This window comes from Acidobacteriota bacterium (assembly GCA_040754075.1).
GTDB lineage: Bacteria > Acidobacteriota > Blastocatellia > UBA7656 > UBA7656 > JBFMDH01.
In genome coordinates this window covers 105179-124810 of the sequence record JBFMDH010000007.1, presented here as the reverse complement: position 1 = coordinate 124810, position 19632 = coordinate 105179, and the positions used below count along the sequence as shown (strand labels likewise).

The 19632-nt window shown below is 47.3% G+C and carries 21 protein-coding genes; 20 read left to right on the top strand and 1 reads right to left on the bottom strand.

From position 1 onward, the window contains the following. Nucleotides 1-42 precede the first annotated feature (42 nt). Nucleotides 43-2817: a tetratricopeptide repeat protein gene (locus AB1757_10000; GenBank protein ID MEW6127361.1), complete on the top strand. Its 2775-nt coding sequence runs from the start codon at nucleotides 43-45 to the stop codon at nucleotides 2815-2817. Nucleotides 2818-2819: 2 nt separating this feature from the next. Here AB1757_10000 and hpt read toward each other — a convergent pair whose 3' ends face one another. Next, entirely contained in the window at nucleotides 2820-3392 is a 573-nt protein-coding gene (hpt, locus tag AB1757_09995) for a hypoxanthine phosphoribosyltransferase (protein ID MEW6127360.1), read from the bottom strand. Nucleotides 3393-3672: 280 nt separating this feature from the next. Here hpt and rpiB point away from each other — a divergent pair, with 280 nt between their 5' ends. The 19 genes from rpiB to AB1757_09900 all read left to right on the top strand — a co-directional run bounded on the left by rpiB (nucleotide 3673) and on the right by AB1757_09900 (nucleotide 19627). After that, a complete protein-coding gene (rpiB, locus tag AB1757_09990; GenBank protein ID MEW6127359.1) occupies nucleotides 3673-4296 on the top strand; it encodes a ribose 5-phosphate isomerase B in 624 nt (207 codons plus the stop codon). A gap of 394 nt (nucleotides 4297-4690) precedes the next feature. Further along, nucleotides 4691-5368: a sigma-70 family RNA polymerase sigma factor gene (locus AB1757_09985; GenBank protein ID MEW6127358.1), complete on the top strand. Its 678-nt coding sequence runs from the start codon at nucleotides 4691-4693 to the stop codon at nucleotides 5366-5368. A gap of 45 nt (nucleotides 5369-5413) precedes the next feature. Beyond that, nucleotides 5414-6172 (top strand): zf-HC2 domain-containing protein, encoded by a 759-nt coding sequence (locus tag AB1757_09980; GenBank protein MEW6127357.1) that lies wholly within the window; start codon nucleotides 5414-5416, stop codon nucleotides 6170-6172. Nucleotides 6173-6182: 10 nt separating this feature from the next. After that, entirely contained in the window at nucleotides 6183-7268 is a 1086-nt protein-coding gene (locus AB1757_09975) for a hypothetical protein (GenBank protein ID MEW6127356.1), read from the top strand. Nucleotides 7269-7358: 90 nt separating this feature from the next. Further along, complete coding sequence (locus AB1757_09970) at nucleotides 7359-8603, top strand: TlpA disulfide reductase family protein (GenBank protein ID MEW6127355.1); 1245 nt, start codon at nucleotides 7359-7361, stop codon at nucleotides 8601-8603. 145 nt (nucleotides 8604-8748) lie between these two features. Continuing rightward, nucleotides 8749-10311, top strand: a complete 1563-nt coding sequence (locus AB1757_09965) for an ABC transporter ATP-binding protein (protein MEW6127354.1) — start codon at nucleotides 8749-8751, stop codon at nucleotides 10309-10311. Between the two features lie 122 nt (nucleotides 10312-10433). Continuing rightward, entirely contained in the window at nucleotides 10434-10940 is a 507-nt protein-coding gene (locus tag AB1757_09960) for a DinB family protein (GenBank protein MEW6127353.1), read from the top strand. Between the two features lie 98 nt (nucleotides 10941-11038). Then, entirely contained in the window at nucleotides 11039-11443 is a 405-nt protein-coding gene (locus AB1757_09955) for a four helix bundle protein (GenBank protein ID MEW6127352.1), read from the top strand. Beyond that, nucleotides 11440-12552: an ABC transporter permease gene (locus AB1757_09950; GenBank protein ID MEW6127351.1), complete on the top strand. Its 1113-nt coding sequence runs from the start codon at nucleotides 11440-11442 to the stop codon at nucleotides 12550-12552. Before AB1757_09955 ends, AB1757_09950 begins: the two co-directional genes overlap by 4 nt. A 45-nt stretch (nucleotides 12553-12597) precedes the next feature. Beyond that, nucleotides 12598-12921 carry a DUF5678 domain-containing protein gene (locus AB1757_09945; GenBank protein ID MEW6127350.1) on the top strand — a complete coding sequence of 108 codons (324 nt, stop codon included), beginning with the start codon at nucleotides 12598-12600 and terminating at the stop codon, nucleotides 12919-12921. Between the two features lie 80 nt (nucleotides 12922-13001). Continuing rightward, a complete protein-coding gene (locus tag AB1757_09940) occupies nucleotides 13002-13265 on the top strand; it encodes a hypothetical protein (protein MEW6127349.1) in 264 nt (87 codons plus the stop codon). Between the two features lie 202 nt (nucleotides 13266-13467). Beyond that, entirely contained in the window at nucleotides 13468-14859 is a 1392-nt protein-coding gene (locus tag AB1757_09935) for a DUF262 domain-containing protein (GenBank protein MEW6127348.1), read from the top strand. Nucleotides 14860-14877: 18 nt separating this feature from the next. Beyond that, the gene (locus AB1757_09930; GenBank protein MEW6127347.1) at nucleotides 14878-15126 is read left to right on the top strand and encodes a type II toxin-antitoxin system HicA family toxin; all 249 of its coding nucleotides are present in this window, start codon (nucleotides 14878-14880) and stop codon (nucleotides 15124-15126) included. 4 nt (nucleotides 15127-15130) lie between these two features. Then, a complete protein-coding gene (locus AB1757_09925; protein ID MEW6127346.1) occupies nucleotides 15131-15349 on the top strand; it encodes a type II toxin-antitoxin system HicB family antitoxin in 219 nt (72 codons plus the stop codon). After that, nucleotides 15342-16454 carry a serine hydrolase domain-containing protein gene (locus tag AB1757_09920; protein MEW6127345.1) on the top strand — a complete coding sequence of 371 codons (1113 nt, stop codon included), beginning with the start codon at nucleotides 15342-15344 and terminating at the stop codon, nucleotides 16452-16454. Before AB1757_09925 ends, AB1757_09920 begins: the two co-directional genes overlap by 8 nt. Before the next feature lie 162 nt (nucleotides 16455-16616). Further along, entirely contained in the window at nucleotides 16617-17558 is a 942-nt protein-coding gene (locus AB1757_09915) for an ABC transporter permease (GenBank protein ID MEW6127344.1), read from the top strand. Between the two features lie 42 nt (nucleotides 17559-17600). After that, nucleotides 17601-18428 carry a purine-nucleoside phosphorylase gene (locus AB1757_09910; protein MEW6127343.1) on the top strand — a complete coding sequence of 276 codons (828 nt, stop codon included), beginning with the start codon at nucleotides 17601-17603 and terminating at the stop codon, nucleotides 18426-18428. A gap of 90 nt (nucleotides 18429-18518) precedes the next feature. Further along, nucleotides 18519-19133 carry a uridine kinase gene (udk, locus tag AB1757_09905; protein MEW6127342.1) on the top strand — a complete coding sequence of 205 codons (615 nt, stop codon included), beginning with the start codon at nucleotides 18519-18521 and terminating at the stop codon, nucleotides 19131-19133. An 89-nt stretch (nucleotides 19134-19222) separates the two neighbouring features. Next, complete coding sequence (locus AB1757_09900) at nucleotides 19223-19627, top strand: cytidine deaminase (protein ID MEW6127341.1); 405 nt, start codon at nucleotides 19223-19225, stop codon at nucleotides 19625-19627. Nucleotides 19628-19632 lie beyond the last annotated feature (5 nt).

The following is a 19632-nucleotide window of genomic DNA, read 5'->3' as shown; positions in this document are numbered from 1 at the left end:
AACCCTTACCGAACTCCAAGCGACTTCGGCAGATTACCGCATATGGAAAAGTATTGGCGCGCAAAAAACGAGAGCGCGAATGATGCAAAAGTGTTTTCCAGTTGGGGAGAGTTGACCGAATTTGAATGGGAACTTAGGGAGCGAGAAGAGAAAAATATTGTAGAAACTATCAATAATTTATGGAGGGAAGCAGAGCAGGAAGAACAATCAGGCAACCTGTTTTCATTGCGCCAGACGTTGAGCGAATTTTTAACCCTCACCTCTGCGGAAAATTTATCCCGCCAAATTTCGCTTACTGATTTGCAGTGGAGGCGAAATGCTGCGTTCGACAAACTGGATGCGCTCACCGCACTTGAACAAGGTTCTCCCGCTTCATTAATACAAAAATATCTGAATGCGCGTTCGCTTTACGATACACAGATTCCCTCTGTAGGCATCCTGGAATCTTTAAGTGAATTGAGAACGGATAAGAACTTAAAAGACAACGTCGCGTATCTTGAAGCCGCGACGCTTTACCGGCTTCAGGATGAGAAAGCCGCTGATGCCTTCGCCAAAATCGCAGTAAATTTTTTCAAGAGTGAAAAACGTGAAGCGGCTCTTTTTATGTATGCGGTGGTGACGATGAAACGCAGCAAGGTGTTTACAGGAGATAAACGGGAAAGTCTTTGTCAGGATTGCCCTGATGATTATCTGCTCAAAGCCCAAAGCGCATTTCAACGGTTTTTAAGCGAATTTCCACAGGGTCGCTACTGGGGGGATGCGCTGGGTTGGTTGGCGTATCTTTCCTTCAAAACCGGGAACAAGGTTCGTGCGCTTGCCAATTATTATCGAATGTTAGGCAGTCAAAATGAATCAGCCAAAGTTGAAGCCTTGTTCTCATTGAATTTTGTTCGCAATCATGCGAACGATGACGAGTTGCGACAGGTAGAGTCTGAAATAGAAGATGAGCCGAAAGCTGCGTTGGCGTATGCTTATCACAATCTCTACAACTATGCGCCGTTTCGCGCCATTGATTGGGAAGATGACGAAGAGCAAAGAAAAATCAAAATATCTCGCGAGTATCGGCGCATCGTTGAATTCGCCAATCGAATGGTAAATCGCCATCCCAAAAATTCAACCGGCGGTGCCTTCATGGTGAGGCTTGCGGAAGGGAATTTTGAGTTGGAAAAATTCTCGGAAGCGGCACAATATGCGCGGCAGGCTTTGCGTTTAGGCATCAATAAAGAGCTTCGTGCAGAAGCCTTATGGGTAGCTGGAGTGGCTGAATATCATTTAAAGCAATACCCGACCGCTCGTGTTGCCTTGGCTACGCTCATTAAAGAAAATCCGAACAACCGCTACACTGAAGGGGCGCGCCGAAATCTGGCGATGCTCGAAGAGGATGCGGGCAATCTTGAAGCCGCACTTGAGCAATACCTCGCGCTCGATTATCGCCATGACGCCGCTTACTTCTGTGAAGTTTTGATGAAGACAGAGCAGTTGGCTAAATTTATTGATAGCCGCCAGAATCTGAAAAACCGTGACGAATTGCTTTATGTTTTGGGTTTGCGTTACCTGCGGGATTTTCGCTGGGAGGATGCCAGGAAAATTTTCTCAGGCATTCGTCCGACCGGCAGAAGCGTTGATGGGAGTTATTTAAACGACACGAATTATTACAACTATGGTGAGCAGGAGAGCGAAGTAAAACTCAGACTTTTTGATCCTCACATCAGAGGAATTCGACCGCAATGGCTGGAACAGGATTTACGAACTACCGACGAATTACAGCGACTTGATAATAATTATCGGCTGGCAACCGATGATGAGAGCAGGGCTGAAGCGCTCTATCAATTTGCCAGCTTTATCTATCAAAGCAGCTTGCTGTTTTATAACCCGGTCTGGAGAAATAATCGCCACTATATGCTTTATGAATTTTTTGAATATGGCGCTTTTCGTCAAGCGAATGAATCACAACTGTTGTTTGATTATATGCAAAAGCATGATATGGCGGCGCGGGCGTTGGAAATCTACTTGGAAGTCGTAAAGAAATATCCCAACACGCGGGCGGCGCGGGATGCGCTTTACACGGCGGCGGTTTGTCACGAACGATTGCGCGAATATAACAATTACTGGCGCGAGATTTATGCCGAAGGCGGTCATGCAGGTGAGCGGATGGTGACTTATAAAGAGGTAAAACGCAGCTATCCCGATTATCGTTTTCCACTTGGAACCTTGGGCTGGGAACCGGCGACGCGCACTGTAAATGGCGGACCCGGATGGGCGGACTTACCAAAACCTAAGCCGAAACCGACTCTCAAAGAAAGGGCTTTGCGTTATGCCAAAGCCACAGCCAAACTCGCGCGAAAGAAAATTCGCAAAACCTTTTGGTTCGGAGTGAATCTGCTACTAACTTCGTTAAAAATGCTTTGGGCATTTACTTATGGCGTCTATAAATGCCTGTGGTTCGGCTGTGCGTTTGTCTTTACCTGTTTGTTGTACAAATGGGCAAGCGAAGCGCGCTGGTTATTGCGTGATGAACTGGCGCGTTGCGAATCGCGTCCTCGCAAAACAGCCGAGGAAAAGGAAACCGCTGGCGACGCCATTTTGCTTTCAACCAATCTCACAAAAAAAGGGGAAATCGAACCGTTATTATCGCGACTGGATGCGTATCTCAATAAAGATTTACGCGATGAATGGAAGGTTTATGCCCAGGATATTTATTACAAAATCAAACAACTGAAACAATATGAGCGCGGAAAATCCCTTCTTGCATTGAGCGCCGCGACCCACTTGCTTCTCGGCATTTTATTGATTCAACTCTTAGGAGCTTATAAATAAACTTACTCCTTAAACAATTCGTCAGGATTTTCGGGGACGCCGATGTAAGGCAGGTTGCGATATTTCTCGGAAAAATCCAACCCATAACCGACGACGAAATGATTGGGGATGGTGAAGCCCACGTATTTCGCGGGGATTTCGATTTGGTGGCGTTCCGGTTTATCCAAAAGCGCGGCGATTTCTATGGAGGCGACTTCGCGCGATTGGAAATTGTGCATCATATAATTCAAGGTCAAACCCGTATCAATGATGTCTTCAACCAGAATTACATCTTTGCCCGCGAGACTCTTATCCAAATCTTTGGTGATTTTCACTTCGCCCGAAGACTTGGTCGAAGCGCCGTAACTTGAAATGCCAATGAAATCAATCGACAGTGGCAAATCGATGTGACGAATCAAATCCGACAGGAACACACAAGCGCCTTTGAGTACGCCGATGAGTTCGAGATTTTTATCGGCATAATCGCGGGTGATTTGCGCGCCGAGTTCGCGCACCCGGTTTTGAATCTGCGCTTGGCTGAGCAACACTTTTAAGTTGGGGTGATTGATAAAATTCGCGGGTTGATTGGCTGTCATCACAGTCTCCTGAAAATTAAAATGTAGCACGAGGGGAATCGCGGTCGAAGACCGCTTGTTCAACATCAAATTTTGCGACCTGTATGGATGGTTGCTGTCGAAACCGACTGACTGAACCAAAGCTCTGTGGTATGAAACCCCTCACGCAACTTTTCCTTTTTTCGTTTTACTCTCTGAATGAGCGGGCAATATAAGAAACCGAGTTGCGAATTGTCAACATACGGGCGTTTTTAAGTTAGACATTCAACCATTCAAAATCTACAATCCTGACGCTATGAGTTTGATTGATGAAAGAGGCAAAGCGGTCATTACGGAAGTCGATATACGCAACCTGAAAGCGGGCGATACGCTGAGGATTGACGAAAACGCGAAACTCACGCCGCTTGCCGAGGATTTAGTGCGCGAACGCGAAATTACAATCGAACGCGCCCGTCGCCGCATTGCCGCCAGTCGTCGTCGCATCGCGCTTGGCGCAGACCACGGCGGCTATGCAATGAAAGAAGAACTCAAACGGGTGCTCACCGAACTTGGGCACGAATTTCAAGACCTCGGTTGTTATTCGACCCAAGCGGTCGATTACCCGGACTTCGCGCACGCCGTCGCCCGCGCGGTTGCCAATCAGGTTTGCCAACTTGGAATAATGATTGATGGCGCAGGCATCGGTTCCTGCATGGCTGCCAATAAAGTGCCGGGGGTGCGCGCGGCGATGTGTTACGACGAAGCGACCGCTAAAAATAGCCGCGAACATAACGGCGCAAATGTGTTGACGCTGGGCGGCAAGATGATTTCCAACGAACAGATGAAAAAAATCGTCACCGCCTGGCTTTCGACTGACCTCACGGAAGACCGTCACCGCCGCCGCGTCGCGAAAATCGATGCCATCGGCGAAGAGTATTGCAGATGAAGCGGTGAAGCGGTGAAGCGGTGAAGCGGTGACATTTCATTTGTCCCATTTATCCCGTCCTCCAGCCAGAGTTGGAAGTCATTCATTGAAAACGCTTCAGGCAACTTACTTCAAGAATGGTCACGCTCTTGGGATAGGCGGTTAAAAATGAATTGCCGCTCGGTTGAACTAGCGGTCTAAAGGCAAGGTAGACAAGAGACTTTAGGTGAATTTATGAAGCAACAAAATTTGAAATCAAAATAGGGCTTTCGTGCCCTCACCTCTTCACCTCTTCACTTCCACACCTCCACACCTCTTCATCCTCACATTGCCTTCTCACAATTTTTTGTAAAAAATTTCTCAACGCTTTTCCGGTTTGCCAAGTAGTAGTTTATGAAAACACGAGAAAGGCTGAATGATGATTGTTGAGGGCTGCGAAATCGCATTGATGACCAACAGCTTTGAACTTGAAGAGAGCGCCGCGCGCGAGCGCGCGATGGCGCTGGTCATTGAACGTGTGAAAGCCGGCGATAACACTGCCTTTGAACAAATCATTCATTGTTATCAACGCAAAATCGTGTTGGTTGCCTGGCGCATGCTTGGCAATCAGGAAGATGCGCGCGATGCCGCTCAGGACACTTTTTTAAAGGCATTTAAATATTTGAAAAGTTATGACACGCGACAGGATTTTTCCGGCTGGCTTTATCGCATCGCTGTAAATTCGTGCAATGACATCGCGCGAAGACGCGGCAGCGTCGGTCAATTCACTTCATTTGAAGCCGAACACGCAGCCGGAAATTTTTCTGACCTCGTGGGTCGCGATAATCTCGAAGCCCAAGCCATCAAAACACAGGAACGCGCCTTGATTAATCGCGCCTTGAAATCGCTCAGTGAAAAAGAGCGCGCCGCCATTGTGCTCAGGGATTTGGAAGGGTATTCGACCAATGAAGTCGCAAAGATTTTAGGTTCGACACAAACCACCGTGCGTTCACAAATCAGTTCGGCACGCGCCAAGATTCGTGAGTTTCATAGCCGTATGCTCGTGAGTCTAAGAAAGGGAGCAGGAGAGAAAGGGAGCAAGGGAGAATTCTGAAACGATTTGCCTCAAGAAATTTCTTCTCTCCATAGGAGCCGCAAGATGAATTGCCACCATTTTGAAAAATTGATTCCGCTTTATATCGAAGGCGACCTTGATGAGCGGGAAATGAAACAAGTCGCCATCCACGTTAGTGAATGTCACGCTTGCGCGCGGCTGGCAAATCAATTCAATGCCAGCCAAGCCTGGATGCAGACGCTTACGCCGCCGGAGTTCAATGAAGCGTTTTTCAGAGATTTGCAACAGTCGGTTATGCAGGAGATTCAGGCGAGCGCCGCGCGTCAGACATTTTTACAGGCGCTTGGATGGCGTTGGAAACCTGTTTACGCCCTGGCATTTTTGTTGTTGATTCTATTTGGCGCATTTACGTTTTATGTTTTTTCGGGCAAATCGGTGGTTAAAGAAAATCCTGAAATAGTGAATAGGGGGAAAGACGACGAAACACCGCAACAAACTCCGCCTGATAAACCGCCTGAGCCACTCGTGATGCCGAATGACAACCCTAACGATAAACCGCGTGGTACTGGAATCGCTGGCGTTCGCAAACCGCGCGTGAAGCCCCAGGAGCGCATCAAGTTACCTGATGTCTGGGAGCCGCAAAATATTCTTGAACCGATTGTGACTACAGAAATCAGCCTGCAAAACCCGGACGATATTTTTTCTGAGGAACCCCATTGGTTTGAAACCGATTTTAAACCGATAGAGACGACGCGCATTGAAATCCAGACCGGCGACCCGAATGTTCGCATCATCTGGTTTGCGCCGAAACCGACCGAGTCACCCAAAACGATTACCGATTAGGAGAAACGCTATGTTTTCATTAATGATTGAAACCATCACCACGCTACTGTTAATTTTCAGCCTGACGTTCACCAGCTTTGGACAACAGGCAACCCCGCAACCGCAACCTGCCAAACCGGCAAAAGTGGTTCAGCCGAAAGTCGCACCGGTCACAACCACGCAACCGGCTGCGGTGACGATTGCGCCCGTACAAACACCGCAGCCGACGGTGGCGGCAACACCCGCACCGGCATTGACCGCAACCGTAAATGCCAGACCGGCGATTGCGCCAATCGCAGTGACCGTACAGCCTGCGCAGCCATCACCTCAATCGCAACCCACCCCGAAACCGACCGTCGCGACGACACAAGCGCCTGCTGCGAAAGAGCCGGATTATGTTTCGGAAAAAGGCTTCAAAGGCAAGGTGCTTGAAGTAAAGTATCGTGAATTATGGTCGTTGCTTCGTGCATTATCTCCATTAGGAAGCGGGTTCAAAGGCGCAACCATTTCCACTAGCGAAGAGTTCAAAACCATTACGGTTCGGGATTTTCCTGAAAATATTGCAGCAATAGAAGAAGCCTTAAAGCGACTGGATACCCCGCAAGCGCCGCGCCCGGACATTAATTTCACCATTCAAGTGTTGATTGCTTCAAACACCACTTTGCAAGGTGATGGCATCTCGGCATTTCCCTCAGACCTCAAAGGGGTGCTTGACCAATTGATGTCAACGCTTAAATACACCAACTATGCGTTGATGTTTTCGGCTATACACACGACTAAAGAAGGAGGGTCAGGCATTTCCAATAATGGTGTCGTAGAGCCGAAATTGTTCAATGTTGCGGTTCCACAGGGCAATCAGATTTTTTCTGATTATTCAATTTCGCAAATCACCTTGGATTCATCCACGACGGCAGGAGCCACTGTGCAAATCGGTATGTTTCAATTCAACCTGCGCATCCCTCTGGTAATTGGCGGCAGCGATGCCAAAGTTCAATATCAAAACGTTGGATTCCGCTCTCCTGTAAGTTTGCGCGAAGGCGAAAAAGTAGTTGTCGGAACCACCACGATGGGCGACAAAGGTTTGATTGTCGTCCTTTCCGCCAAGGTTAAAAAATAGTTCTTAAATTGAATCACAAATGTCCGTAAAGAGACCGGATAGAATTTGGTTCCTCCGGTCTTCTTGCATTGCTGGCACAATGAGGAGGAGATGATGAAGAGGTTTATTTTATCGCTGATGATTTTCGGAGGACTGAATGCGAATACCTTGAGCTTCACACAGAATGTCGAATATCTCGGCAAACTCAACTCTGAATTGGTCGCAGAACGCCCGGTCACTTCAATCGAGTTGAAAAAGGCACTGCCTGATCAGATAGCTACCTTGCCTGTACCGGTCGCGAAAAGTGAGCAGGTATTTGGAGGGCGATTATTCAATAATCCGAGAAAAGAGATTGCCGGGTTGAGCGTATTCCTGATTGAAAGACCCAACACGTTGCCGGTGCTCTTTGTTGACTTGGATGAAAACGGGAAACTGACGGATTCTGAGCGTTTCGCGTTTTCACCTATCGAAAATCCGCAGGATGAAGACGGGCAGGTGTTGGTAAAGCTTCCGCTTAAAAAGGGCGATTTTAAATTTTTTCCGGTCAGATTCTTTCATCCGAAAAAGAAGCCGGAAAAAGACGATACGCGATACGTGAATCATACCTTTCTCGGCTATGCGCAGGGGGTGGTCGATATTCAAGGTCGCAAAACCCTGGTTCAATATCAGGTCAACTATCCGAGCGGGGAACTGAACGCAACCAAAGGGTACATTGGCGTAGATACCAATGGCGATGCCAGGATAGATAACAATTTCGTGTCTTACGAATTAGCTTATGCCAAAGATGAAACCGTGGTCTTTCGCGCCGGATCGGCGTATGTCTCGACGAAATCGGTTGATGGCGCGAGCGGGAAAATTGTCTTAAAATCGCATCCGGTTGCCGATTATCAGCGCATAGAACTGGAGATCGGCAGCGAACTCAATGACTTTCAGTTCACCGATTTTGACGGCAACGAACGCCGATTGTCGGAGTTTCGCGGCAAATATCTGTTGCTCGAATTCTGGGGAACCTGGTGTGGGCCATGTGTCGGTGAAATCCCAAATTTCAAAGAGGCATATGCGAAGTATAAAGCGCGCGGTTTTGAAATACTGGGGATGGACGAAGACGAAAGCGTTGAGAAGGTGAAAAAGTTTTTAACCGAAAAAGAGATTACCTGGACGAACGCCACAACCCCCAGCATCAAGGATTTGACAGCCAAGCGATTTCGTATCACCGCTTTCCCGACCACCATTCTGCTTGACCCACAAGGGAAAATTGTCAGCCTGGGCAGAAAAAATCAATTGCCTTTGCGCGGTAAAGAATTACTTGAAACGTTAGAAAAACTGCTGCCCACCCAGCAAAAGATCGCTCAGTAATACGGCGTCAAAGACCGGACGACAGTATTGGTTCAGTCGTCCGGTCTTTTTGTCTATCGCCAACTTCACATCTCACCATCAATCCATTATCATTACGCCGCTTTTTTAGAGCCTTGCGGCTCAATCTCTTTTTACAAAGCACGCTATGAACGAATCTACAAAGTACGCAGTCGAAATGCGTGGCATCAGCAAACGTTTTGCTACCGTGGTTGCGAATAACGATGTGAGTCTGAAAATTCCTGCTGAGTCGATTCACGCCATCATCGGCGAAAACGGCGCGGGAAAATCGACCATCATGAATATTCTTTACGGATTTTATACCGCAGACGAAGGGGAAATTCTGGTCGATGGAACGCCACAGAAAATCCGCCATCCGCATGATGCCATCGCCCTCGGACTCGGAATGGTGCATCAGCACTTCATGCTGGTTGACCCGTTGACGGTGACGGAAAATATTATTCTCGGCGCGGAACCGACATCCGGCATCGCCATCGATTACAAGCGAGCTTGCGAGCGGGTTCGCGAAATTTCCGAACAATACGGTTTGAAAATCAATCCCGATGCGCGCATCGAAGAGTTGAGTGTCGGGCAGCAACAGCGCGTCGAAATATTAAAGACTTTGTATCGCGGAGCACAGATTTTAATTCTTGATGAACCGACCGCTGTCTTGACGCCACAGGAAGTCAATGAAATGTTTGCCATTTTGCGCGGACTGAAAGCGCAAGGCAAAACTATCATCATCATTACCCACAAACTCGCCGAAGTTCTGGCGCTTTCCGATAACGTCACCGTCATGCGTCAAGGCAAGGTGGTTGGCGAATTACCTACTAAAGATGCGACGGCAGAAAAACTCGCAAGTCTAATGGTCGGGCGCGATGTTTTGCTGCGCGTTGAAAAAGCGGATGCCAGACCAAACGGAATTGTGCTGGATGCGAAAAATCTTTCACTGGTCAATAAAGACGGAACCCCGGCTTTGGATAAGTTGACGTTTTCGGTGCGTAGCGGCGAAATACTTGGCATTGCCGGTGTCGAAGGCAACGGGCAGACCGAATTGATCGAAGTGATTTCCGGTTTGAAGAATCCGACATCGGGAGAAATTTTATTTCAGGGACAAGACCTCAATAAACTCAGTACCAAAACCCGTAAAAAACGCGGCATCGCGCACATTCCCGAAGACCGCCATCGTCGCGGATTATTATTGCCGTTTGATCTGGCGAGCAATTCGATTTTAGGCATTCACGCGGCAGCCCCGGTTTGCGGTACGGTCTTACTCAATCAAGATTACATTGATGACCGCGCCGAGCGGCTGGTCAAGGAATACGATGTGCGTCCGCCCAACATTGGGCTTTCGGCTAAATCGCTTTCGGGCGGCAATCAACAAAAACTCATCGTCGCCAGAGAACTCGACATCAATCCGAAATTGATTTTGATTTCCCAACCGACGCGCGGCGTTGATATCGGGGCAATCGAATTCATTCACAAAAAAATTATCGAGTATCGCGATGGTGGCGCAGCCGTGTTGCTGGTCTCTGCCGAACTCGAAGAAGTATTGAGCCTGAGTGACCGGGTCATCGTGATGTACGACGGTCACCTCGTCGGCGAAGTCAATCCCAAAACCGTCAGCGAGGAAGAGATTGGCTTGATGATGACGGGCGGGAGGAAGAAAGAAGGGGAGACGGGGAGAACGGGAGAAGGGGAGACAATCTGAAGAAGTCTTTCTCTTCGTTGCATACCTTAATTCAGGCATTCAGAATTTAGCTTTAAAAGCTAATTGTGGCATTAACACCGGACATCGGACAACAGACTACAGACAATTTTAAGGAGGAAATTATGGCAATTAGTGCAGCATTATTAACGGAATTTGATACGGAGATGGCAACCATGCGCAAGACGCTTGAGCGTGTGACTGATGATAAATTTGGCTGGAAACCGCATGATAGATCAATGACGATGGGCGATTTGTCATCACATATCGCCAATATGATTGGCTGGGTGAATGTGACGATTTCTGCGGATGAATTCGACCTTGCGCCCGGAGGTGTGCCAATGAAAAACGAAGCGGCAAAAAGTAATGCCGAGTTGCTGGAAACCCTTGATAAAAATATCGCGGCGGCGCGCGCGGCAATCGAAAGCGCCAGCGATGAACAGTTGATGAAAAGCTGGTCGCTTAAACAAAACGGGCAGACGCTTCTTTCAATCCCGAAAGTCGCAGTGTTACGCAGCTTTGTGATGAACCACTGCATACACCATCGCGGACAATTGAGCGTCTATTTAAGAATGAATGATATTCCGGTGCCTTCGATTTACGGGCCATCGGCTGATGAGTCGCCGTTTTAAAGATGAAGGGGGAAGAGGTGAAGTGGTGATATTGCCAGAATAGCTTACGTTGATTTGTGCGATAGCAAAGAAGTTTCTTGATTGATGGGGTTCGAGCGATGAGTAAAAAAATTATCCGGCATCAGGATTTGGAGGTTTATAAAAAAGCATGTGAAGCATCTATGCTGATTTTCGATTTGAGTAAGCTTTTTCCCAAAGAGGAAATCTATTCATTCACTGACCAAATCCGCAGATCGTCGCGTTCTATTTGCGCAAACCTCGCCGAAGCCTGGCGAAAGCGTCGCTATGAAGCGGCTTTTATTAGTAAATTGAATGATGCCGAAGCAGAAGCAGCAGAAACTCAAACCTGGCTTGAATTTGCTGTACGCTGTCAATATCTGGAAAGAGAAACAGGCAAGGCGCTATTTCAAACCTATGATGAAGTTATTTCAACCTTTGTGGGAATGATCAGCCATTCATCAACCTGGGTTTTGCCTACCGGACAGAAAGGGAATAATAAATGAAAGATACATCCTTCACCTCTTCACCTCTTCACCTCTTCACCTCTTCATTGTTATTTCCCATCATCGCTGTTGTCGCGGCGTTTCTGGTTGGCGGGGTTATCGTCTGGATGGTTGGCGATAACCCGTTGTTGGTTTATGAACTCTTTTTTACCAGTGTTTTCGGTTCGATTGATGGCATCGGCTACACGTTATTCTATGCGACGCCGCTCATCTTTACCGGGCTTGCGGTGGCGGTAGCCTTCAAATGCGGACTGTTGAACATTGGCGCGGAAGGGCAGTTGACGATTGCGGCATTTGCCACCGCCTGGGTTGGCTTGATACTGCCGAACACGAATTGGTTAGTGGTGACGTTACTGGCGATGATTGCGGCGGTGGTGGTTGGGGGCGTATGGGCAGGGGTTCCCGGCGTTTTAAAAGCGAAATTCGGCGCACACGAAGTCATCACCACTATCATGATGAATTTCATTGCCGTCGGCATTGTGACCTATTTCACGCAGTATCATTACAAGAAGCAGGGCGACCCGATTCTTGAGACGCTGCCGATTGCCGAATTGCAAGATGGCGCGCTGGTCGGCCCGCACATCGCGCGAATGGGCGCGTTGTTTTCATTTATCCCTGAACGTCTGCCGCTCAACATTGCTTTCTTTTTTGCGCTCGCGGCGTGCGTATTGGTTTACATTTTTTTGTGGAAAACCAAATGGGGATACGAACTTCGCGCTGTGGGAACCAGTCCGACGGCTGCGGAATACGGCGGCATTTCGATTTCGCGAAATATCATTCTGGCGATGGCGATATCCGGGGCGCTTGCCGGGATGGTCGGCATCAATGATGTACTCGGATACCGCTATCGTTATTATGACGGGTTTTCCGCAAACTATGGGTTTACAGGCATCGCCGTTGCTTTGCTCGGACGCAATCACCCCGTAGGTGTGTTGTTTTCAGCCTTGCTGTTTGGCGCGTTGATTCGTTCCAGTCTGTTCATAGACATTTTCACCGATAAAGTATCGAAAGATTGGGTGGTGATTTTGCAGGCGATTATTATTCTATTCGTCGCCTGTGAAGCGTTCTTCAGAGGCAGTTTTAAACGCTTTGCCCGCAGCAATGCTTGAGGGCGAAGCATTTAAATTTTATCCTTCTCAAACAGGAGCCGTCTTATGGAAAACCTAACACCTGATGAAGTATTAAAAGCCTACCGCGCGTTGCCGCTTGAAGAGCAGCGTCAGGTACTTGAAAAGATTCTTGAAGAGGGAACTTTGGTAACTGCCAGGAATGATGATCGGTTTGAACGCGAAATGCAGTGGATAAAACAACACCGAATCGAGTATGCGGGGCAGTGGGTAGCCTTAGATGGCGACCAGTTAATCAGTCACAGTACAAACGCTAAAGAGGTATTCGCAGCGGCTGAGGCTTCGGGCATTCATTTGCCATTGGTTGTAAGAATCGAAGCCCCTAATGAGATACCCTTCGGAGGGTGGTAATTCTTGACCCATCAACTCAATCATAGAAGCAATGTGTGATGTTTTGGACGCAATGTATATTCGCGGTAAGAAGTCAACCAGTGAACAGTATCACGATAAATTTACCCGCAGATATTGAAAAGGAAATGGCAGAGGAAGTGGCAAAAATTGGCTTGTCATTATCCGAATTTATTGTTCAAAAACTACAGGCGAGGCGCATCGCAAAGCCTAGTGTGAAGACCGATGCGGCATTGGTTAATTATTGGCGGTTAGAAGGATTGATTGGAACGCGCTCTGACATCACTGATAGTCAAAAACAGGCGCGGACAATACGTGAAGAAGTTGAAAAACGACTGAGGTCATAGGCTATTGTATTTACTCGATACCAGCATTTTGAATGATATTCAATGCAGTTGTCCGCAAAATCTTGAATAAAAAGTCTCAACATTGGAGATTGTAACATTGAACCAGTGGCTAAGCTTTATTCGCTTCAACAATATAAATCAGAATTCGGAGGATTGACAGCAATTCTCAGTTTGACCTGATCGCATCAGAATCAGAGTGAGTTTGGCGCAAGCGCCCTCGCTTCTTGAGCCTATTTTCAACAATTGCAGTCCAATCAATGGGCTGACCGGCAGCGCCATTTTCCAAACTGAGAATTGCTGGAGGATTGATTTTATGGATGTGCTTAGATATGAGTATGGAGATAAAACGATTCAAGAATTAGTCCTGCTTTTCAAGAATGGTCAACTAAAACTTGAGCCTGGATTTCAGCGAGATTCTGTATGGACGGATAGCGATAGAAAGAGTCTAATAAAGACAATTCTACAAAATTACCCTATTCCCTCTGTCTTTTTGTATAAAAGAAATGACAATGGAAAATTAGTTTATGATGTAATCGATGGTAAACAACGAATTGAATCTATGTTGATGTTTCAAGGGTTAATTCGTGGGAATCGTTTTTCAGTCAAGTTACTCGAAAATAAGGAAGAGTGGGATTGGCGACGGATAAAAGTTAGAGGACTTGAGCATCAATTTATGAGTTACAAAATTCAAACGGTTGAAATAGCAGGTGAGCTATCCGACATTATAGACCTTTTCGTTCGTATCAATTCTACCGGGAAAAAACTCACGGGCGCAGAGAAAAGGCACGCGAAATATTATCGAAGTGAATTTTTGAAACAAGCTGGTAAACTTGCGAAGCAATACGAGAGCTTTTTTATTCAAAATAAAATATTATCCCGAGGACAAATCAGCCGGATGAAGCACGTCGAATTAACTTCAGAGTTATTAGCTTCAATCAACACTCGCGGACCTATCAATAAAAAGAAAGAGTTAGACAATATAATTGGCGGACAATCTATAAAAGGAAGCGTTTTGCAAAAATGCAGAAATGATTTTATACGGGTTATCAATATTATTAAAAAAATGTTTCCTGAAATACGCGCAACCCGTTTTGCCAATGCGGTTGATTTTTACTCTGTTTTCCTTCTTGTTTGGGAGTTGGATAAAAACCAATGCGTCTTAACCGATGTTAAACGTAACAGACAATCCCAAAAATTACTTGTATGGTTATCTAACGGAGTTGATGAAGTTCGACAACAAGTTCGCAAAACCGAAGGGGCAAAACCTGAACAACGCTTGTTCGCTGATTATTTATTAACTGTGCAAGGTGATACGGACAGCCAAGCTACTCGAAAAAGGCGAGCAGATATCTTGCGGGGTATTTTGGGTGGATTGTTCGACAAGAAAGATAGCCAGCGAAAATTTACAATCGAACAACGTCGCCTTATTTGGCATTCGGATGAAAAGAAAAAATGTTCAAATTGTAATGAGCAATTGGATTGGAATAATTTCACTATCGACCACCTTAAAGCACACTCAAAAGGCGGTCGCACAATTCTATCAAACGCTACGGTGATGTGCCGTAGTTGTAATTCTAGCAAAGGTGCCAAGTAAAAAGCCTTAGGTTTTGCGATGGGGAAACACGATAAGTTACTGGCTAAAGTTCTGCTTGGGAAGTCGGATGCGAATATTCAGTTTACAGAACTTTGTCAGTTACTGACATGTTTAGGTTTTGATGAGCGCATTCGCGGCGGTCATCATATCTTTACTAAAGATGGGGTTGAAGAAATTTTGAATTTACAAGCAATCGGCGCGAAAGCCAAACCCTATCAAGTGCAACAAGTTCGCAAGGTGATTGTGCGATATAAACTTGGAGATTGAATCAATGAGCAAGAAGTACAAATATGAGTTAGTCATTTATTGGAGTGCAGAAGATAAATCCTTTATCGCAGAAGTTCCCGAATTACCTGGGTGCGCTGCTGATGGCGCTACTTATGCAGAGGCTGTCGCTAATGTTGAAGTCATCATTGATGAATGGATTGCAACAGCAAAAGAACTAGGCAGAGCAATTCCAATTCCTAAAGGCAGATTAATGTATGCGTAAACCTCTTGGCTTTGCTGTTATTTTATCGCTTTTGCTAAGCGTTTCTATTTCGGTAGCCGCGCAAAATATTTCAAATCTTCCCGGCGAAAAAATCAAAAAAATCGAAGCGGCAATTTCTTCGACGATGGCGAAAGAGAATATTCCGGGAATGTCTGTAGCCGTTGTCGTTGATAAAAAACTCGCGTGGATGAATGGGTATGGGCTTGCTGATTTGGAAAATTATATTCCGGCAAAAGCTTCGACGATGTATCGGCTGGCTTCGATTTCCAAGACCATCACTTCAACGGCGGTGTTGCAACTCGCGGAACGCGGCAAACTCGATTTGGATGCTCCGGTGCAAAAATATTGTTCTGCCTATCCGCAAAAACAATGGACAGTGACCACTCGCCAGGTTCTTGCGCATCTCGGCGGCGTTCGCCATTATGGACCTCAAGACGGCAAGTTTTTTCAAGGGGCAGGGGAAAATACCAAACATTACAACTCCATCAATGACAGTCTGGTGTTTTTCAAAGATGACCCGCTGCTTCACGAACCCGGCAGCAAATATTTGTATTCGAGTTATGGATACAATTTGCTTGGTTGTGTCATCGAAGGCGCATCGGGGATGACCTATCTCGATTATGTGCGCGAGAATGTTTTTAAACCCGCAGCGATGGAACGCATCCGCGAAGACAATGTATTCGCAATTGTCGCGAATCGCGCGCAAGGCTATCAGAAAACCCGCAGCGGTCAGTTGCAGAACTCCGACCTTGCCGATACCAGTTATAAAATTCCCGGCGGCGGGTTCATTTCAACCGTCGAAGATTTAGCGCGATTTGCCATCGCCATTCAATCAAACAAACTGTTAAAAACCGACACCCTCAATCAGGCGTGGGCGAAACAGAAATTGAAAGATGGCAAAGAATCAAACTATGGCTTAGGTTGGCAACTCGCTGAACGCAACGGACTGCAAGAGGTTTCGCACGGCGGCAATCAAGCGCGGGTGACGACCTATTTGTACATGATTCCCGAACGCGGCATGGCTGTGGTTTTAATGATGAACCTCGAAGGCGTCGGCAGTCGCGTGGAACTCGCCAGACAAATTGCTGATGTAATTTTGCAGTAGGATACAGGATTCGGGATTCAGGATTCAGAGCATAAAGGAACGAGTAATAGTGTTGAGGGGTGAGATAAAAATTTCTCGACAAGTCCGCAGCTCTGGATTTCAAAGTTGTTTTATCCCAACCCTGAATCCTGAATCCCTAATCCTGTATCCTTATTTAAATCTATGGAAGAAATTCAACAAATCATCAATATCTCGCTGCTGGCTTCGATGATTCGGCTTTCGACGCCATTGATCCTGGCGGCGCTGGGTGGATTGTTTTCCGAACGAAGCGGGGTGATTAATATTGCGCTTGAGGGCATGATGCTATCCGGCGCGTTCACTGCCGCAGCCATCACCGCGAAAACGCAAAGCCCCTGGATGGGATTGCTTTGTGCCTGCCTTGCCGGACTGATCGTGTCATTGATTCATGCGGTGGCTTGCATCAAATACAAAGCCGATCAGGTGGTCGTCGGAACTGCAATCAATATTTTGTTTTTAGGAATACCGGCGCTATTGTCCGGCGCGATGTTCGATTCAACCGGCGCGACGCCGCAATTGCCGCGCGAGCAAACGCTGCCGGATTGGCATATTCCGCTGATTGATTTGATTCCCAAAGTCAACGAAGTTTTATCGGGGCATAAACCGATTGTTTATTTTGCCTTTTTGATGGTGCCGGTCACTTATTACGTTTTATTTAAAACGCGGTTTGGATTAAGGCTTCGCGCGGTTGGTGAAAATCCCGAAGCCGCGGATACGGCGGGCGTAAGCGTTCCGAAAATTCGTTACGCAGGAGTGATGCTAAGCGGGTTGCTGGCGGCAATCGGTGGCGCGTATTTATCCATCGGGCAGAATTCATTGTTTACACGCAATATGACGGCGGGGCGCGGGTTCATTGCGCTTGCGGCATTGATTTTCGGCAAATGGCAGCCGGTCGGCGCATTCCTCGCGTGTCTGTTGTTCGGGGTTGCCGAAGCGGTTTCAATTCGTATGCAGGGGGTTGTGCAAATTCCCGTGCAGTTCATTCAAATCATTCCCTATGTTTTAACTTTGATTGTGCTTGCCGGGTTCATTGGTCGCGCAACGCCGCCGCGGGCTTTAGGCATTCCCTATGCGAAAGAGAAATAGCGTTATCCAGGTTGCTAAATTTTTGGAGCAGAAATTAAAACCATGACCATATATGAAAAAGCAAAAGAGGCTGCTGAATTCATCCGTGCGAAATTGAACCATCGCGAGCCGCGCGTTGCTGTGGTTCTCGGTTCGGGACTTGGTGGTGTTGCCGATGCGGTTATTGATGCGGTTGAAATTCATTACGGCGACATTCCCAACTTTCCGGTTTCAACTGTCGAAGGACATGCGGGCAAATTGATTATCGGGTCGCTTGGCGGCGTTGATGTGTTATTGATGAAAGGTCGCTTTCATTTTTATGAAGGCTACAACATGCAGGAAATCACTTTGCCGGTGCGGGTGTTTTCCTTGCTTGGCGTGCATTCATTGGTGTTGACGAATGCGGCGGGTGGAACCGCCGAGCATTTGGGACCCGGCAAATTGATGTTAATCAACGACCACATCAATTTAATGGGCGATAATCCATTGCGCGGGCACAATGAAGATCAATTCGGTTTGCGCTTTCCCGATATGACGGAAATCTATACGCCTGCTTATCGCGAAATTGCCAAAGCCGTTGCCCGAGAACTCGACATTGATTTAGCCGAAGGAGTTTACCTTGGGCTTCGCGGGCCGACGTATGAAACGCCTGCCGAAGTGCGAATGATGCGCAGTCTCGGCGGCGATGCTTTGGGTATGTCAACGGTTCCCGAAGCGATTGTGGCGCGTCATGCCGGAATGAAAATTCTTGCCATCTCCTGTATCACCAATTACGCTGCCGGTATGAGCGGCGAAGAAATTAATCACCTGGAAGTGATGGATGTCGGTGAACGAGCAGGGAAGCAACTGGCGGAACTGGTGATGCGCATTATTCCGCGCATTGCTGCGTAAGCAGGGGAGACAAGGAGAAGGGGAGAGAGGCGATATTGGCTTCTCCGATTTATTCTCCACCTCTCATCTTTTCTCAGAAAAAAGGAAGCTATGGTAATTGGCATCAGCGGCGGAACCGGTTCGGGTAAAACCACCGTCGCACATAAAATCGTTGAAGCGGTCGGCGCGGAAAACGTGGTTTTTCTGCAACAGGACGCTTATTATCGCGACCTCGGCGATATGCCGCTTGAAGTCAAACATCACATCAATTTTGATCACCCCGACGCTTTTGATAATGATTTGTTGCTCAATCACCTGCGCGCCTTGAAAGCCGGTGAAGCGATTGACCAACCGATTTATGATTATGCGATTCACTCACGCACCGCAGAAAAACGCCACATCGACCCGCGTCCGGTCATCATCATCGAAGGCATACTGGTTTTCGTCAGCCCCGAACTTCGCAGCCTCATGGATATGAAAGTCTTCGTTGATGCGGATGCCGACATTCGGTTCATACGCCGTTTGCAACGCGACATTGAACAACGCGGACGCACGACGATTTCGGTAATCGATCAGTATCAAACCACCGTGCGCCCCATGCATCTGCAATTCGTTGAGCCATCCAAACGCTATGCTGATATAATCATTCCCGAAGGCGGCGATAATTATGTCGGCATTGATTTGATAACCGAAAAGGTCAAAGCGATTCTCAACTATCAGCGATAACCAATTGGCGGGAAACGGTTCATTCAATCTTGCGAAAATTTATCGTCACAGACTGCCGGTTGAATGAAACGTATAGAGCAGGTTTTATGATTAGCGATCAAGAGTTGATTGAGTTGGCGAAACAGGCAAGGGAACACGCGCACGCGCCTTATTCAAAATTTGAAGTGGGGGCGGCGCTCGTGACTACCGATGGGAAAGTCTATACGGGTTGCAATATCGAAAATTCGACCTATGGATTGACCACCTGCGCCGAACGTGTGGCGATTTTCAAAGCCGTGAGCGAAGGCTCAAAAGAGATTGCCAAAATCGCCGTGGTTGCCGATACCGGGAATCTCACGCCGCCTTGTGGCGCTTGCCGACAAATCATCTGGGAGTTTGCCGCCGATGTCACTACGGTGATTCTCGCCAATCTCGACGGCGATGTTGAAAAATGCGAAATCAAAGATTTATTGCCGAAAGCCTTTGACGCGAGTTTCCTCGAAGGTGTTGGGTAAGGAGG

Excerpts from the sequence above, each read along its gene's own strand:
- AB1757_09955 (MEW6127352.1), top strand. The coding sequence starts at position 11,039 with ATGAGTAAAAAAATTATCCGGCATCAGGATTTGGAGGTTTATAAAAAA.
- AB1757_09980 (MEW6127357.1), top strand. The coding sequence starts at position 5,414 with ATGAATTGCCACCATTTTGAAAAATTGATTCCGCTTTATATCGAAGGC.
- AB1757_09965 (MEW6127354.1), top strand. The coding sequence starts at position 8,749 with ATGAACGAATCTACAAAGTACGCAGTCGAAATGCGTGGCATCAGCAAA.
- AB1757_09950 (MEW6127351.1), top strand. The coding sequence starts at position 11,440 with ATGAAAGATACATCCTTCACCTCTTCACCTCTTCACCTCTTCACCTCT.
- AB1757_09985 (MEW6127358.1), top strand. The coding sequence starts at position 4,691 with ATGATGATTGTTGAGGGCTGCGAAATCGCATTGATGACCAACAGCTTT.
- AB1757_09930 (MEW6127347.1), top strand. The coding sequence starts at position 14,878 with ATGGGGAAACACGATAAGTTACTGGCTAAAGTTCTGCTTGGGAAGTCG.
- AB1757_09910 (MEW6127343.1), top strand. The coding sequence starts at position 17,601 with ATGACCATATATGAAAAAGCAAAAGAGGCTGCTGAATTCATCCGTGCG.
- AB1757_09915 (MEW6127344.1), top strand. The coding sequence starts at position 16,617 with ATGGAAGAAATTCAACAAATCATCAATATCTCGCTGCTGGCTTCGATG.
- udk (MEW6127342.1), top strand. The coding sequence starts at position 18,519 with ATGGTAATTGGCATCAGCGGCGGAACCGGTTCGGGTAAAACCACCGTC.
- AB1757_09945 (MEW6127350.1), top strand. The coding sequence starts at position 12,598 with ATGGAAAACCTAACACCTGATGAAGTATTAAAAGCCTACCGCGCGTTG.
- AB1757_09925 (MEW6127346.1), top strand. The coding sequence starts at position 15,131 with ATGAGCAAGAAGTACAAATATGAGTTAGTCATTTATTGGAGTGCAGAA.
- hpt (MEW6127360.1), bottom strand. The coding sequence starts at position 3,392 with ATGACAGCCAATCAACCCGCGAATTTTATCAATCACCCCAACTTAAAA.
- AB1757_09975 (MEW6127356.1), top strand. The coding sequence starts at position 6,183 with ATGTTTTCATTAATGATTGAAACCATCACCACGCTACTGTTAATTTTC.
- AB1757_09960 (MEW6127353.1), top strand. The coding sequence starts at position 10,434 with ATGGCAATTAGTGCAGCATTATTAACGGAATTTGATACGGAGATGGCA.
- AB1757_10000 (MEW6127361.1), top strand. The coding sequence starts at position 43 with ATGGAAAAGTATTGGCGCGCAAAAAACGAGAGCGCGAATGATGCAAAA.
- AB1757_09920 (MEW6127345.1), top strand. The coding sequence starts at position 15,342 with ATGCGTAAACCTCTTGGCTTTGCTGTTATTTTATCGCTTTTGCTAAGC.
- AB1757_09970 (MEW6127355.1), top strand. The coding sequence starts at position 7,359 with ATGATGAAGAGGTTTATTTTATCGCTGATGATTTTCGGAGGACTGAAT.